At 69.7% G+C, this 14,187-nt stretch carries 10 protein-coding genes and 1 pseudogene; 6 read left to right on the top strand and 5 right to left on the bottom strand.

Features of this window, described 5'->3' with window-relative positions:
• Window positions 1–131 precede the first annotated feature (131 nt).
• Entirely contained in the window at window positions 132–608 is a 477-nt protein-coding gene (locus tag ACQEVY_RS11345) for a nuclear transport factor 2 family protein (RefSeq protein WP_033329089.1), read from the top strand.
• 232 nt (window positions 609–840) lie between these two features.
• On the opposite strand, the gene acnA is transcribed toward ACQEVY_RS11345, so the two are convergent.
• A complete protein-coding gene (gene acnA, locus ACQEVY_RS11350; protein WP_432947415.1) occupies window positions 841–3,555 on the bottom strand; it encodes an aconitate hydratase AcnA in 2,715 nt (904 codons plus the stop codon).
• 331 nt (window positions 3,556–3,886) lie between these two features.
• On the opposite strand from acnA, the gene ACQEVY_RS11355 reads away from it, so the two are divergent.
• From ACQEVY_RS11355 to ACQEVY_RS11370, 4 genes are all read left to right on the top strand, one after another.
• Window positions 3,887–5,122 carry a serine hydrolase domain-containing protein gene (locus tag ACQEVY_RS11355; protein WP_432947417.1) on the top strand — a complete coding sequence of 412 codons (1,236 nt, stop codon included), beginning with the start codon at window positions 3,887–3,889 and terminating at the stop codon, window positions 5,120–5,122.
• Window positions 5,123–5,429: 307 nt separating this feature from the next.
• Window positions 5,430–7,070 (top strand): TlrC/CarA/OleB/SrmB family ABC-F type ribosomal protection protein, encoded by a 1,641-nt coding sequence (locus ACQEVY_RS11360; protein ID WP_432947419.1) that lies wholly within the window; start codon window positions 5,430–5,432, stop codon window positions 7,068–7,070.
• A 182-nt stretch (window positions 7,071–7,252) separates the two neighbouring features.
• Window positions 7,253–7,492 (top strand): DUF4236 domain-containing protein, encoded by a 240-nt coding sequence (locus tag ACQEVY_RS11365; RefSeq protein ID WP_432947421.1) that lies wholly within the window; start codon window positions 7,253–7,255, stop codon window positions 7,490–7,492.
• A gap of 64 nt (window positions 7,493–7,556) precedes the next feature.
• A complete protein-coding gene (locus ACQEVY_RS11370) occupies window positions 7,557–9,086 on the top strand; it encodes a UDP-N-acetylglucosamine 1-carboxyvinyltransferase (RefSeq protein ID WP_432947423.1) in 1,530 nt (509 codons plus the stop codon).
• Window positions 9,087–9,124: 38 nt separating this feature from the next.
• Here ACQEVY_RS11370 and ACQEVY_RS11375 read toward each other — a convergent pair whose 3' ends face one another.
• Window positions 9,125–10,582 (bottom strand): ATP-binding protein, encoded by a 1,458-nt coding sequence (locus ACQEVY_RS11375; RefSeq protein ID WP_432947425.1) that lies wholly within the window; start codon window positions 10,580–10,582, stop codon window positions 9,125–9,127.
• A 187-nt stretch (window positions 10,583–10,769) separates the two neighbouring features.
• On the opposite strand from ACQEVY_RS11375, the gene ACQEVY_RS11380 reads away from it, so the two are divergent.
• Entirely contained in the window at window positions 10,770–11,462 is a 693-nt protein-coding gene (locus tag ACQEVY_RS11380; protein ID WP_432947427.1) for a PepSY domain-containing protein, read from the top strand.
• 119 nt (window positions 11,463–11,581) lie between these two features.
• Here ACQEVY_RS11380 and ACQEVY_RS11385 read toward each other — a convergent pair whose 3' ends face one another.
• The 3 genes and pseudogenes from ACQEVY_RS11385 to ACQEVY_RS11395 form a co-directional block, all read right to left on the bottom strand.
• Complete coding sequence (locus ACQEVY_RS11385) at window positions 11,582–12,709, bottom strand: LLM class flavin-dependent oxidoreductase (RefSeq protein ID WP_432947429.1); 1,128 nt, start codon at window positions 12,707–12,709, stop codon at window positions 11,582–11,584.
• Window positions 12,702–12,878, bottom strand: a pseudogene (locus ACQEVY_RS11390) (LLM class flavin-dependent oxidoreductase); the annotation flags it as partial. The gene ACQEVY_RS11385 and the pseudogene ACQEVY_RS11390, both read right to left, overlap by 8 nt.
• 5 nt (window positions 12,879–12,883) lie before the next feature.
• Window positions 12,884–14,143 (bottom strand): vanadium-dependent haloperoxidase, encoded by a 1,260-nt coding sequence (locus tag ACQEVY_RS11395; protein ID WP_432947431.1) that lies wholly within the window; start codon window positions 14,141–14,143, stop codon window positions 12,884–12,886.
• Window positions 14,144–14,187 lie beyond the last annotated feature (44 nt).

A 14,187-nucleotide genomic window follows, 5' to 3' on the forward strand; every position in this document is an offset into this window, starting at 1 on the left:
GCACGTACGGGTCGAAGATCCACTTCATCACCGAGCGGACCGGTCTGCCCCGGCCGCCTTCGCCCGGTTCAACGGTAAAGCCCCGATCCCCGTCTGGTCAGGCAACAAAGTCCGTCAAGCAAAGGGACGTTATGGACGACCGTATTGATCTCGCCGAGCTGCTGAGCCGATATGCCGATATTGCGGATATGAAGGAGTTCACCCACCTGCCCAGTCGCATTTGCACCGATCCGCTGACGGTGGATTTCGAAGCAGTTACCGGCATGCCGGCGGTAACTGCTTCGCTGCGTGACTGCGTCGAGCTCCTCCGCACAACCTTGGCGCCCTTCGCTGCGACCCACCACGCGATCACCGGTCACGTCGTCACCATCGACGGCGACAGTGCGACGATTCATGCGCACGTGCGTGCCGAGCACTGGCTTCCGGTGGAACTCGTCGGTGACGGACCCGACCGCTGGCTGGTGGTGGGTTTCTACGATACCGAGGCGGTCCGTACGCCGAAGGGATGGCGCATCAGCCGATTCAAACTCACCGTGACCCACCAGGAAAATCCACAGCTGGCGAGCCTCGCTCAAGCCGCTGAGCAGGCGCGCCGGCCCCAGGCCTGAGGGGGAGCGCAATCCCCGGCGCGGAAGGCCGCAGCAACTACTCGGGTTTAAAGAAGCCGTATCTCAACGCCCGAGCCCGCCCGCTTCAACTCGCCCGCCGTGTCGAGCATGAACCAGCAAGCGCCCCGCCAGGCCGAAGCCTGACGGGGCGCTTGTGCGAGATTCTGGTGCGACGGCCGTTGTGGCAGCGGGTCAGCGACCAGATCCTCCGACATCCGAGCCGATCAGCTCATCAACCGACAAGTTGGCGAAGCACGTACTGCATGATCCCGCCGTTGCGGTAGTAGTCCGCCTCGCCGGGGGTGTCGATGCGGACGACCGCGTCGAACTCGACGCCCGTGTCCGTGGTGACCTTGACCGTGCGGGGCGTGCGGCCCTCGTTCAGTTCGGTCACGCCGGTGAAGGAGAAGGTCTCCTCGCCGGTCAGGCCCAGGGACTCGGCCGTGGCGCCCTCCGGGAACTGGAGCGGGAGTACGCCCATGCCGATGAGGTTCGAGCGGTGGATGCGCTCGTACGACTCGGCGATGACGGCCTTGACGCCCAGCAGCGCCGTGCCCTTGGCCGCCCAGTCACGCGACGAACCCGAGCCGTACTCCTTGCCGGCCAGGACGACCAGCGGGATGCCCTGCTCGATGTAGTTGCGCGAGGCGTCGTAGATGAAGGAGACCGGCGCGTCCGGCTGCGTGAAGTCGCGGGTGTATCCGCCCTCGGTGCCCGGCGCGATCTGGTTGCGCAGACGGATGTTGGCGAACGTACCGCGGATCATGACCTCGTGGTTGCCGCGGCGGGAACCGTACGAGTTGAAGTCGCGGCGCTCGACCCCGTGCTCGGTGAGGTACTTGCCCGCCGGGGTGTCGGCCTTGATGGCGCCGGCCGGGGAGATGTGGTCGGTGGTGACCGAGTCGCCCAGCTTGGCCAGCACGCGCGCGCCGGTGAAGTCGGTGACCGGCGTGGTCTCCATCGTCATGCCCTCGAAGTACGGGGGCTTGCGGACGTACGTGGACTGCGGGTCCCACTCGAAGGTGTTGCCGGTCGGGATCGGCAGCGCCTGCCACTGAGCGTCGCCCGCGAAGACGTCGGCGTAGGACTTGTTGAACATGTCCTCGCCGATGGCGTTCGCGACGACGTCGTTGACTTCGGCCTCGGTCGGCCAGATGTCCTCGAGGTATACGGGCTTGCCGTCCTGGTCGGTGCCCAGCGCGTCCTTGGTGATGTTCACCTTCATGGAGCCCGCGATGGCGTACGCGACGACCAGCGGCGGGGACGCCAGGTAGTTCATCTTGACGTCGGGGTTGATCCGGCCCTCGAAGTTGCGGTTGCCGGAGAGGACCGAAGTGACCGCCAGGTCATGCTCGTTGACGGCCTTGGAGACCTCCTCCGGCAGCGGGCCGGAGTTGCCGATGCAGGTGGTGCAGCCGTAGCCGACGAGGTTGAAGCCGACCTTGTCGAGGTACGGGGTCAGGCCCGCCTTGTCGAAGTAGTCGGTGACGACCTTGGAGCCGGGGGCGAGGGTGGTCTTGACCCAGGGCTTGCGCGTCAGGCCCTTCTCGACCGCCTTCTTGGCCACAAGCGCGGCGGCGACCATGACGTACGGGTTCGAGGTGTTGGTGCAGGAGGTGATGGCCGCGACCGTCACGGCACCGTGGTCGATCTCGTACGTCGAGCCGTCGGGGGCGGTGACGGTGGTCGGGCGGCTCGGGGCGCCGTTGGGGGCGACGGCCGGGGCGTCGGAGGCCGGGAAGGACTCCTGGCCAGCCTCGTCCACGTCGTCGACGTAGTTGCGTACGTCGCTCTTGAACTGCTCGGCGGCGTTCGCGAGGACGATGCGGTCCTGCGGGCGCTTCGGGCCGGCGATCGACGGGACGACCGTGGAAAGGTCGAGCTCCAGCTTCTCGGAGAAGTCGGGCTCGGCGGCCGGGTCGAGCCAGAGGCCCTGCTCCTTGGCGTACGACTCGACGAGCGCGAGCTGCTGCTGCGAACGGCCGGTCAGCTTCAGGTACTTGATGGTCTCGTCGTCGATCGGGAAGATCGCGGCGGTGGAGCCGAACTCCGGCGACATGTTGCCGATGGTGGCGCGGTTCGCGAGGGAGGTGGCGGCGACGCCCTCTCCGTAGAACTCGACGAACTTGCCGACGACGCCGTGCTTGCGGAGCATCTCGGTGATGGTCAGCACGAGGTCGGTGGCGGTCGTGCCGGGCTTGAGCTCACCGGTGAGCTTGAAGCCGACGACACGCGGGATGAGCATCGAGACGGGCTGGCCGAGCATCGCGGCCTCGGCCTCGATACCGCCGACGCCCCAGCCCAGCACACCAAGGCCGTTGACCATGGTGGTGTGCGAGTCGGTGCCGACGAGGGTGTCGGGGTACGCCTGGCCGTTGCGGACCATGACCGTACGGGCCAGGTGCTCGATGTTGACCTGGTGGACGATGCCGGTGCCGGGCGGGACGACCTTGAAGTCGTCGAAGGCGGTCTGGCCCCAGCGCAGGAACTGGTAGCGCTCGCGGTTGCGGCCGTACTCCAGCTCGACGTTCTGCGCGAAGGCCTCGTTGGTGCCGAACTTGTCGGCGATGACGGAGTGGTCGATGACCAGCTCGGCCGGGGAGAGCGGATTGACCTTCGCCGGGTCGCCGCCGAGCTCCTTGACGGCCTCACGCATGGTGGCGAGGTCGACGACACAGGGCACGCCGGTGAAGTCCTGCATGATCACACGGGCGGGGGTGAACTGGATCTCCTGGCTGGGCTGGGCCTGCGAGTCCCAGCCGCCCAAGGCCCGGATGTGGTCGGCGGTGATGTTCGCGCCGTCCTCGGTCCGGAGCAGGTTCTCCAGCAGCACCTTCAGGCTGTACGGAAGGCGAGCCGAGCCTTCCACCTTGTCCAGCCGGAAGATCTCGTACGACTCGTCGCCCACGTTCAGTGTGGCGCGGGCGTCGAAGCTGTTCGCCGACACGACAGTCTCCTTCATTCATGTGCGCGTACCACCGCATCCTGCCGCCACGCCGGTTGGCCGATCAGCTAAGGTAAGGCTAAGTTAGGTGACCCTTACCGGTCCGTGCGGCTGAGGTACGCCTCGGCAGATATCTCGATGTCGAGATAACTCTAGTACATGACCGCTGTTCGGTCATGCCCGGTGTCCTTTGTCTCGTCTCAACGGGACGTTCGCGACCCTCGTGCGGGCGGCAACCCCTAGGTCCCCTCTTGGGGTCCCTAGGTGGGGTCCCCGATCCCGTTCCGGGACATTCCCGATGGTGTGGGGATGGGGCGCCTGGTGAGCTGTTCTCATGAGCCGTCAACGGTCCTCTCGTGGACTCCCCATCGCCCTTGCCGTCGCAGCCGTCACCCTGGGAACGATCGCCGCCGCCACCGGCGCACCGGCTGTGCCACCCCACGATGCTCCGCCCCGATTACCCTCGAGCGACCAGGCCGCGCACGCGAAGACCCAGGCCGTACTGGACGAGATCGTCGCGCAAGGCACTCCAGGCGTCATCGCCCGGGTACGTGACGCGCGCGGTGTGTGGGATGGCCGGGCCGGTGTCGGTGACCTGGTCGCCGAGCGGCCGAGGAGCACCAGCGAGAAGTTCCGTATCGCCAGCGTGACCAAGACCTTCACCGCCACGGTGCTGCTCCGGCTCGAAGCCGAGGGCAGGCTTTCGCTGGACGACAGCGTGGAGGAATGGCTGCCCGGGGTGGTGCGCGGCAAGGGCTACCGGCCCGGGAGCATCACCGTGCGGCACCTGCTCAACCACACGAGCGGCATCTTCGACTACAACATGGACGAAGGCTTCCGCGCCCTGTACGCGGGGGACGAGTTCGACCGGAACCGCCACAACAGGTGGTCCCCGGAAGAGCTGGTGGACATCGCGCTCGCCCACCCGCCCAACTTCCAGCCGGAGCAGGGCAGCAAGCCCGGCAGGCCAGGCAGGTGGGACTACTCCGACACCAACTACATCCTCGCCGGCATGGTCATCGAGAAGGCCACCGGCGGCACCTACGCGCAGGCGGTCGAGCGTCTCGTCATCCGGCCGCTCGGCCTGCGCGACACGAGTGTGCCGGGCACCTCGCCCCGACTGCCCGCACCGCACGCGAGGCACTACTCCACGCTGTTCGAGGACGGGCCGGAGGCGAAAGTGCGCGACGTCACCGAGTTCAGCCCCACCGTCGCCTTCTCCGCCGGACAGATGATCTCGACCGTCGGAGACGTGAACACGTTCCTGTCCAAGCTGCTGGCCGGTGAGCTGCTGCCGCCCGCCCAGCAACGGCAGCTGCTCGACGCGGTCCACGTCGACGGGGACAAGGGACACGGTGGCCCACAGGACCGCTACGGCCTCGGCATACGGCACTTCAAGCTCAAGGAGGACTGCTGGGCATGGGGCCACGGCGGCATGATCCCCGGCTCCGCGACCCGGACGCTCGCTTCGGCGGACGGCCGACGCGTCATGACCATGAACCGCAACGGCGACTGGGGCGAGCAGCGACTGGAGGACGCGGCCGTCGAGACCGAGTTCTGCGAGCCCTGACAGCGCCTGTCCAACAGGGCAGGTGAACTGGCCCGGGCCGAGAGTCCCGCATGCGCCCATGGTCGGGGGCCGAGCCGGGCCGGGTCGGGTCGCGATGCGCCCGGCCCCGCACGCACCCACTTGCGCGACGAGACGTATCGTCTTGCCAAACCCTCCGCCATGCCGTACGGTCCTCCGCATGGGTTCCCTGTGAGAAAGCCGGCGCCGATGGCGTAGAGCACCGCTCCGCCGTCGCCGCGCCCCGTCGTGCCCTCTCATCCACCCGATCCGGCCCGGGCCGAAGCCCGCGGCCAGGAGGGAACCGCACATGCGCGGCTCACAACTCACCCTTCACCACGTCACCAAGCGCTATCCCGGCCGCACCGTCCTCGACCAGGTCTCCTTCACGCTGAAGCCGGGCGAGAAGGCCGGGCTGATCGGCGACAACGGCTCCGGCAAGTCCACCCTCCTCAAGCTCATCGCGGGCCAAGAGCGCCCGGACAGCGGCGAGTTGACCGTGACCGCCGCCGGCGGCATCGGTTACCTGCCGCAGACCATCCCCCTGCCTCCGACCGACACCGTCCAGGACGCCGTCGACCTGGCCCTCGCGGACCTGCGCGCACTGGAGGCGGAGCTGCGCCGGGCCGAGCAGGCGCTCGGCGACGGTGCGGACCCGGCAGCACTCGCCGCGTACGCCGCCCTCCTCGAACGCTACGAGGCACGCGGCGGCTACGACGCCGACCACCGCGTCGACCTCGCCCTGCACCATCTCGGCCTGCCCGCCCTCCCCCGCGACCGACGACTCGGCACCCTCTCCGGCGGCGAACGCTCCCGGCTGGCCCTGGCCGCCGTCCTCGCCGGCCGTCCTGAGCTGCTGCTCCTGGACGAGCCGACGAACGACCTGGACGACCAGGCCGTTCAGTGGCTGGAGGAGCAACTGCGGGCCCACCGCGGCACGGTGCTCGCGGTCACCCACGACCGCGTCTTCCTGGAACGCCTGACCTCCACGATCCTGGAGGCCGAGGCGGGAAAGGTCACCCGGTACGGAGACGGCTACGCCGGCTACCGCACCGCCAAGGCCGCGGAACGCCGCAGCCGGCTCCAGGAGTACGAGGACTGGCGGGCCGAGTTGGCCCGCAACGAGCGGCTGGCCGTCGGCCATGCGGTCCGCCTCGACGGCATCCCGCGCAAGGCGCCGCTGGCCAACTTCGGCCACGGCGGTTTCCGGGCCCGCGGCCGGGCGCACGGCGTGATGGCCCGGATCCGCAACGCCCGCGAGCGCGTCGACCGGCTGACGTCGAACCCGGTGGCGCCGCCCCCGGAGCCGCTGACGTTCACCGCGCAGGTCGGTACGGCCGGGAACGGCGCGGATGCGTCGGCGGCGGAACTCCCCTCCGTCCAGCTGTCGGACGTACGCGTGGGAGACCGCCTCCGCCTGGACTCCCTCGTCCTCGGCCGCTCCGGCCGGCTGCTGGTCACCGGCCCCAACGGCGCGGGCAAGACCACGCTGCTGAAGCTCCTCGCCGGTGAACTGCGGCCCGACGAGGGCTCGGTGGAGGTACCGGGCCGGGTGGGCCATCTGCGCCAGGACGAGACGCCGTGGCCGCCGGACCTGACGGTGGCGGAGGCGTTCGCGCTGGGCCGCGTGGGCTCCACCGACGAGCACGCGGACGCGCTGCTGGCCCTCGGCCTGTTCCGCCCGGCGGAACTTCGGCTGCGCATCGGCGAGTTGTCGTACGGTCAGCTCCGCCGCGTGGACCTGGCACGGCTGGTTTCGGAACCCGCGGACCTCCTGCTGCTCGACGAGCCGACGAACCACCTGTCCCCGGCGCTGGTCGAGGAACTGGAGGCGGCGCTGGCCGGCTACCCGGGCGCGATCGTCCTGGTCACGCATGATCGCGCACTGCGGACACGGTTCCGGGGCGAGCGCCTGGAATTGCCGGAGAAGGCCGGGGTCCGTTTGGGATAACGGCCGGGCAGTGAGACTCCCGCAGCCACAACCCCGCGCCCCTTCGACGAAGGGGCGCGGGGCCGCACCGTACCTCCACAAGCAGCCGGTGGCCGTGCGGTGCGGCGTGTCGTCCCCGATCCCGGGTACCCATCCCGGGATGAGAATCCCGGGTACCCATCCGGGGAGGAAAGGAGGCAGTCATGCCCCTCACATTCCGTAAGAGTTTCCGGATCCTGCCGGGAGTGCGGTTGAACATCAACCGGCGTTCCTGGTCCATCACCACGGGCGGGCGGCACGGGCCTCGGCACACGCGCAGCAGCACCGGGCGGCGTACCACATCGTTCGATCTGCCCGGGCCCTTCGGGTGGCGCAGGACAAGCACAGAAACCCGGCGTCGTCGCGGTGCCGCCCTCACCAGGCGTCTTCGCGGCCGGGCCTGAGGACCCGTCACCCGAATGGACCCCCCGGGAAGGCGACATCTCATATCCGAGATAGCCTTCCGGCATGGCAGACGACTACCTCGTACGCATCGGCAAGCTCATCCGTGACGCCCGTCAGCACCGTGGCTGGACACAGACACAGCTGGCCGTAGCGCTCAGCACCAGTCAGAGCGCCGTGAACCGCATCGAACGCGGGAACCAGAACATCAGTCTTGAGATGATCGCCCGCATCGGTGAAGCCCTGGACAGCGAGATCGTCTCGCTCGGATACGCGGGTCCGATGCATCTGCGAGTGGTCGGCGGCCGTCGGCTCTCCGGCTCCATCGACGTGAAGACGAGCAAGAACGCGTGCGTGGCGCTGCTGTGCGCGACCCTCCTGAACAAGGGGCGCACGGTGCTGCGCCGGGTGGCCCGCATCGAGGAGGTGTACCGCCTTCTCGAGGTGCTCGGCTCCATCGGCGTACGCACCCGCTGGATCAACGACGGGGTGGACCTGGAGATCGTGCCGCCGGCGGACCTGGACCTGGGCACCATCGACGCGGAGGCGGCCCGCCGTACGCGCTCGATCATCATGTTCCTCGGCCCGTTGCTGCACCGTATGGACCAGTTCAAGCTGCCGTACGCGGGCGGTTGCGACCTCGGTACCCGCACGATCGAACCGCACATGATCGCGCTGCGCCGCTTCGGTCTGGAGATCACCGCCACCGAGGGGCTCTACCACGCACAGGTGGACCGGTCCGTCACTCCCGGCCGACCGATCGTGCTGACCGAGCGCGGCGACACGGTGACCGAGAACGCGCTGCTCGCCGCCGCACGCCACGACGGCGTGACCGTCATCCGCAACGCCTCGTCCAACTACATGGTCCAGGACCTGTGCTTCTTCCTGGAAGCCCTGGGCGTACGGGTGGAAGGCATCGGTACGACGACGCTGACCGTGCACGGCGTGCCGAACATCGACGTGGACGTGGACTACTCGCCCTCGGAGGACCCGGTCGAGGCGATGAGCCTGCTGGCCGCCGCCGTCGTCACCGAGTCCGAGCTGACGGTGCGTCGTGTACCGATCGAGTTCCTGGAGATCGAGCTGGCGGTCCTGGAGGAGATGGGCCTCGATCACGACCGTACGCCGGAATATTTCGCGGACAACGGCCGTACGCGACTGGTCGACCTGCTGGTCCGCCCCTCCAAACTGGAGGCGCCGATCGACAAAATCCACCCGATGCCGTTCCCGGGCCTGAACATCGACAACGTCCCCTTCTTCGCCGCCATCGCGGCCTCCGCGCAAGGCAAGACCCTTATCCACGACTGGGTCTACGACAACCGCGCGATCTACCTGACGGATCTGAACCGCCTGGGCGGCCGCCTCCAACTCCTCGACCCCCACCGGGTGTTGGTAGAGGGCCCGACCCGCTGGCGCGCCGCCGAGATGATGTGCCCACCCGCGCTGCGCCCGGCCGTGGTCGTGCTGCTGGCGATGATGGCGGCCGAGGGCACGTCGGTGCTGCGGAACGTGTACGTCATCAACCGGGGGTACGAGGACCTGGCGGAGCGGCTCAACACGGTGGGGGCTCAGATCGAGATCTTCCGCGACATCTGAGAGGAAAACTGAGGGGACATCTGAGTACGGCTCAGTCGTCAGTCATCCTGGTGAGCCGCCCGGCCGGTGAGCGGCAGCCTCAGTTCGAACAAGGCGCCTCCGCCTGGGGCGTCGGTGACGGTCAGGGTGCCTCCGTGGCGGGTGGCGATGTCCTTGGCGATGGCGAGGCCCAGGCCTGCGCCGCCGTCGTCTCGAGCTCGGGATTCGTCGAGGCGGACGAAGCGTTCGAAGATGCGGTCGCGGTCGGCGAGGGGGACGCCCGAGCCGTCGTCGGCGACCTGGAGGACCGCCTGGCCGGCGTCGGTGCGCAGGGTGACGGCGACGCGGTCGCGGGCGTGGCGGTGGGCGTTGTCCAGGAGGTTGCCGAGGACACGGCAGATCTGGTTGCGGGAGCCGCGTACCTCCGCGGACTTGACGCTGTCGAGGGTCACTCCGTCCCGGGAGTCCCGGGAGGACACCTCCTCCGCCACGGCCTTCGCCAGGTCGAAGCGCGCGTCCGGCGGTGGCCGCTCTCCCGCGTCCAGCCGGGCGAGCAGCAACAGGTCGGCGGCGAGGCTCTGCAGTCGTACGGTGTCCTCGACGGCGCCGTCCAGGTCCAGCAACTCCGGGTGTGCGGCGCCCACTTCGAGCTGGGTGCGCAGGGACGCGATGGGGCTGCGCAACTCGTGCGAGGCGTCGGCGACGAACGCGCGCTGCCGCTCGACCGAGGTCTCCAGGGCGGCGAGGGTCTCGTTCGTCGTGCGGGCCAGGCGGGCGATCTCGTCGTGGGTGTCCGGCTCGGGGACGCGCCGTGACAGGTCCTCGGAGGCCGTGATGGCGGCCATCTCGGCGCGGATGCCCTCGACCGGGCGCAGCGCCCGCCTGGTGACGACGTAGGTCACGCTGCCGACCGTCAGCAGCAGCAGAGGCAGCCCTATGAGCATCGTCGTCAACGCGGTGTCGACGGCCTCTTCCTCGGTGGAGAGCGGGGCGCCCGCGTAGACGGTGAGCAGGACGCCTCCCGGCGTGATCAGGTCGACGGCGGCGAACCGGTAGTCCGCGGTCGTGCCCTCGACGGTGGCGGTGCCCTCTCCGTACCAGGTCTCGTCGGTGATCTCCCCGGCGGAGAGAGTGCCGCCGTCCTCCGCCTCGCGATCGCCCTCCGCCTTGTCGTCGGCGTCGTCGTTGGTCTCGGAGTTCAGCCGCTTCGAGGCGACGGCGGTGACATTCATGGCCTCGACGTCCTCGCCGGCCGCGACGGGCTTCTCGTTCCGGTCCAGGACCTCTACGGGGTTCTCGTCGCCGTCCGGCAGATTCAGCTCGTCGTACGCGAAGCCGTTCGCCAGCGCCGAAGCGGCGTTGCGGGCCACGGAGTCAGCCTCGGCATCCGCCTTGTCGGTGAGGCTGAACCGCAGCGACATCAGTACGGCGGTGCCCGCGGCGACCAAGGCTATGGCGACGACGAGCGTCGCGGCGAGGGTGGCGCGGGCCCTCACGGAGGCGAGTCGGCGCTTCACGGGCGGGCCTCCACTCTGGATCGCGTTGAGCGCGGGGAGACGGATGGGTGCATACGTGCAGCTTGGCAAACCGAACCTGAAGCGGCCTTCAGGACGCTTCAGGTTCGCTTCAGCGTCGGTCGGCCAGATTGGTTCCCGTCGAAAGCAGACGACCAGCAGATGACCAGCCGTATCCCGGAGGAATCCCATGAAGCGCAACGTCGTGATCGCCACCATCTCGGCCGTCGCCCTGATCGGCGGCGGCACCGCGACCGCCATCGCGGTCACGGCCGACGACGAGGCGCCGGCGAAGAAGACCGTGTCGGTGTCGAACGACGACAACGACCGCGGCGACGCCAACGACACCGGCGACAAGGCCCAGGACAGGGCCGAGGACCAGGCCGCCCGCGACAAGGACCAGGACGCCGAGGACAAGGCCGAGAACGCCGCCGACGCGAAGGCCGGGCAGATCACCGCCGCCGACGCGATCAAGGCGGCGCTGAAGCACACGAAGGGTACGGCGGTCTCGGCCGACCTGGACGACGAGGGCACGGCCCACGTGTGGGACGTCGACGTGCTGACCAAGGGCGGCGCCTGGCACAGCATCCAGATCGACCCCGCCAAGGGCAAGGTCCTCGGCTCGCACACCGAGAAGGACGAAGACGGCGACGACGCCGCCGAGACCGCGCAGATCCGCGCCGCCCTGAAGGGCAGCTCCGTAACCGCCGCCGAGGCCGCCGAGGCCGCCGCCGCCAAGGGCACGGTGACCTCCGTCGGCCTCGACGAGGAGAGCAAGGACCAGGCCTGGGAGATCGACACCACGGCCGCCGACGGCACGGGCAGCGACTGGCGCGTGAACCCCAGCTCCGGCAAGGTCACCGCGGACCGCACGAACGACTGACCAAGGCGCACGGACCACTGAGGGAGTGACCCCCGCCGGCCCCGTAGGCCGGCGGGGGTCACTCCCTCAAGAGGACGGCGTCTCCCGCTCCTCCGCCGGTCGTCGAAGTCCGCGACCGGCTATCGGCGTTGCCATTCCTCTGCGAGGAGTTGGTAGGACCGCACCCGGTCGGCGTGTCCGTGGGTGATGGTGGTGATGATCAACTCGTCGGCTCCGGTGGCCTCCTGCAGTTGTTCGAGCTGGTCGGCGACGCGCCCCGGGGAGCCGACGAACTGGGTGTCGACGCGGTCGGCCACCAGTGCCCGGTCCGCCTCCGTCCAGACGTGGGCGCGGGCCTCCTCCGGTGTCGGGAAAGGGATGGCGCCCTCGGCGGAGCGGATGCTGCGGACCCACGGGCCGTAGCCGGTGGCCAGTTCACGGGCGGTCGCATCGTCCTCGGCGACGACTACGTCGGCGGAGACGCTGACGTAGGGCTTGTCGAGGTGGTCGGACGGCTGGAACGCGGCCCGGTAACCCTCGGCCGCCTCCAGTACGGTGGCCGGGCTGACGTGGTAATTCGCGGCGAACCGCAGGCCGTTGCGCCCCGCGACATCGGCACTCTGCCCGCCGCTGCTGCCGAGGATCCACACCTGCACCTCGGCGCCCTCACCGGGTACGGCATGCGCTTCGATCCCGTCCGCCGAGCGGTAGTCGCCGCGCAGCAGCGCGAGGATGTCGTCGACCTGCTCGCCGTAGTCCTCGGGGCGGGCGCCAGGCTGGTGCAACAGCCGCTGCTGGAGCAGGAATCGGGGCGAATCGAGCAGGTGCTTCGGCGAGAACCGCGGCGGGATCTTCAGGCCGTTGGGTGCGTGCCCGTCGACGACGGGCGTCGTGGTCGGCCGCGGCTCCGCCGTCTGTCCGGGAGGACGTCCGCCGGAGCGGCCGAGGCCCAGGTCGAGTCGCCCGGGGTGGAGGGCGTCGATCAGTCCGAACTCCTCGACGGTGGAGAGGGCGGTGCGGTGACCGAGTTGTACGGCTCCGGAGCCGATCCTGATCGTGGAGGTGGCGGAGGCGGTCAGCGCCAGGACGACTGCAGGGGACGTACCGGCCACACCCGGATTCAGGTGATGTTCGGCGAACCAGTAGCGGGCGTATCCGAAGCGCTCGGCCTGCTGCGCGAGGTCGATCGAGTTGCGCAGGGCGTCGGCCGCCGACGAGCCGGACGAGATGGGGACCAGGTCGAGTACGCCGAGGCGGATGTCAGACATGGGCGGGCTCCTCAGGGATCGGTGGTACGGGGAGCACGGGGCCCCAAGTGAACGGCGGGTCGGGGATCGCGCGGCGCAGCACCGGGGCGACCTCGGACTGGAACAGTTCCAGCGAGATGCGGTGCTGCCTGTCCGTCAATCCGCTGGCGTCCGCGTGCAGATGCAGCACGCGACTCACCCCGTACTGAGCAGCCGTTCGGCGTGGCGCAGGACGTATCGGGCCACCTCTGTGCCGAGCCTGACTCCGGCCTCGTCGGCGGAGCGGGTGTGGATGCCCGAGTAGACCCGGGCGTCCACGTTCTCTGCCGTCAGCCGGTGCCAGCTCGTGTAGGTGCGGGTCACGCCCGGCGCGGTGGGGCTGGTCAGGTCGAACGGTGCGGTACGCGGCCCGACGAGCGCGGTGAGCACCGCCTCCGCCGCTCCCGAGTAGGTGTTGTGACCGCTGGGGTAGTCGGGATGGGCCGGTGTGTCGTGCAGCGGGGTCCATGCCGAGTCGGGGTCGATTTCCCCGGTGCGGAGCGCGGTGACCGGACGCCAGCGCAGGTAGGCGTACTTGGTGTCGGAGGTGGCGATCTGGGTGTCGACCAGGGCGGTGTGGAACAGGGCCACCAGCTCCGCCCGCTGTGCGGTGGAGGCGGAGGACCGGGCCAGCGCGACGCGCAGCGGTTCGGTGTAGAGAGTCAGTGAGGAACCCAGCCAGAAGGTGGCCGTCTCCGTCTGCTGTGCAGTGCGTCGCGTGCTGTCCTTCGCTCCGTACGCGCGCACCTCGGCCAGTTCGGACCGGTAGCGGCCCGAGTTCAGCGCAGGCGGCGGGCCCAGGCGGAACTGGTCGGCGCGCTCCAGCACGAAGGGTCGCGCGAGTCGGTTGCCGTACTGCGCGGCCGGGGCGTTCGAGGGCGGCGTCGGCTGCCACACGCCCGGCGCGGGCTGCGGCACCGGGAAGGGCGCGTTCACCGATGCCGGGTCGAGGCCGTCGCCCTCCCGGGACGTCAGCGCGAGCCGGGCCTGCCGTTCGCCGGCCGCCACGCCCTGGTCCTCGGCGGGGCCGTCGGGGATTGTCTCCAGGGTCTGACGCAGCGCGGTGTCCAGCTGCTCGGTACGGCCGGGCGCCAGCGCGGTCAGGGAGTGGTGCACCGCCGAGGCGAGCGCGGCGTCCTGGAAGTCGCCGCGGTCACCGCGGTCGACCCCCGCGGGCACCTGCCGGGCGGCCCGCGCCGCCGCGAGCCAACTGATAGCCCAGGTACGGCTGTTGGTGACCTGGGTCGGTGCACCGGCTGCCGTAATGGTCTCCGCCGTGGTGTCGTACCAGTCGAGAGCCACCGAGGTGCGCGCCGGGGCGGGCGAGGCGGCAGCGGGAGGGGCCGCCGTCGCGGTGGCCAACAGGGCCGCCGAGGAGAGCGTGATCAGGGCGGGGCGGAGGCGGAGCGGTCTCACGTGAGTTCCTTTGCGGGTGGGTTGGTTGTTGATGGGCCGGCGGG

Source organism: Streptomyces sp. CA-288835, assembly GCF_050936385.1.
In the GTDB taxonomy this organism is placed as follows: Bacteria; Actinomycetota; Actinomycetes; order Streptomycetales; family Streptomycetaceae; genus Streptomyces.

What these genes read in the sequence shown, in the direction of transcription:
- ACQEVY_RS11345 (WP_033329089.1), top strand. Translation starts at nt 132, where the DNA reads ATGGACGACCGTATTGATCTCGCCGAGCTGCTGAGCCGATATGCCGAT.
- ACQEVY_RS11355 (WP_432947417.1), top strand. Translation starts at nt 3,887, where the DNA reads ATGAGCCGTCAACGGTCCTCTCGTGGACTCCCCATCGCCCTTGCCGTC.
- ACQEVY_RS11360 (WP_432947419.1), top strand. Translation starts at nt 5,430, where the DNA reads ATGCGCGGCTCACAACTCACCCTTCACCACGTCACCAAGCGCTATCCC.
- ACQEVY_RS11365 (WP_432947421.1), top strand. Translation starts at nt 7,253, where the DNA reads ATGCCCCTCACATTCCGTAAGAGTTTCCGGATCCTGCCGGGAGTGCGG.
- ACQEVY_RS11370 (WP_432947423.1), top strand. Translation starts at nt 7,557, where the DNA reads ATGGCAGACGACTACCTCGTACGCATCGGCAAGCTCATCCGTGACGCC.
- ACQEVY_RS11380 (WP_432947427.1), top strand. Translation starts at nt 10,770, where the DNA reads ATGAAGCGCAACGTCGTGATCGCCACCATCTCGGCCGTCGCCCTGATC.
- ACQEVY_RS11385 (WP_432947429.1), bottom strand. Translation starts at nt 12,709, where the DNA reads ATGTCTGACATCCGCCTCGGCGTACTCGACCTGGTCCCCATCTCGTCC.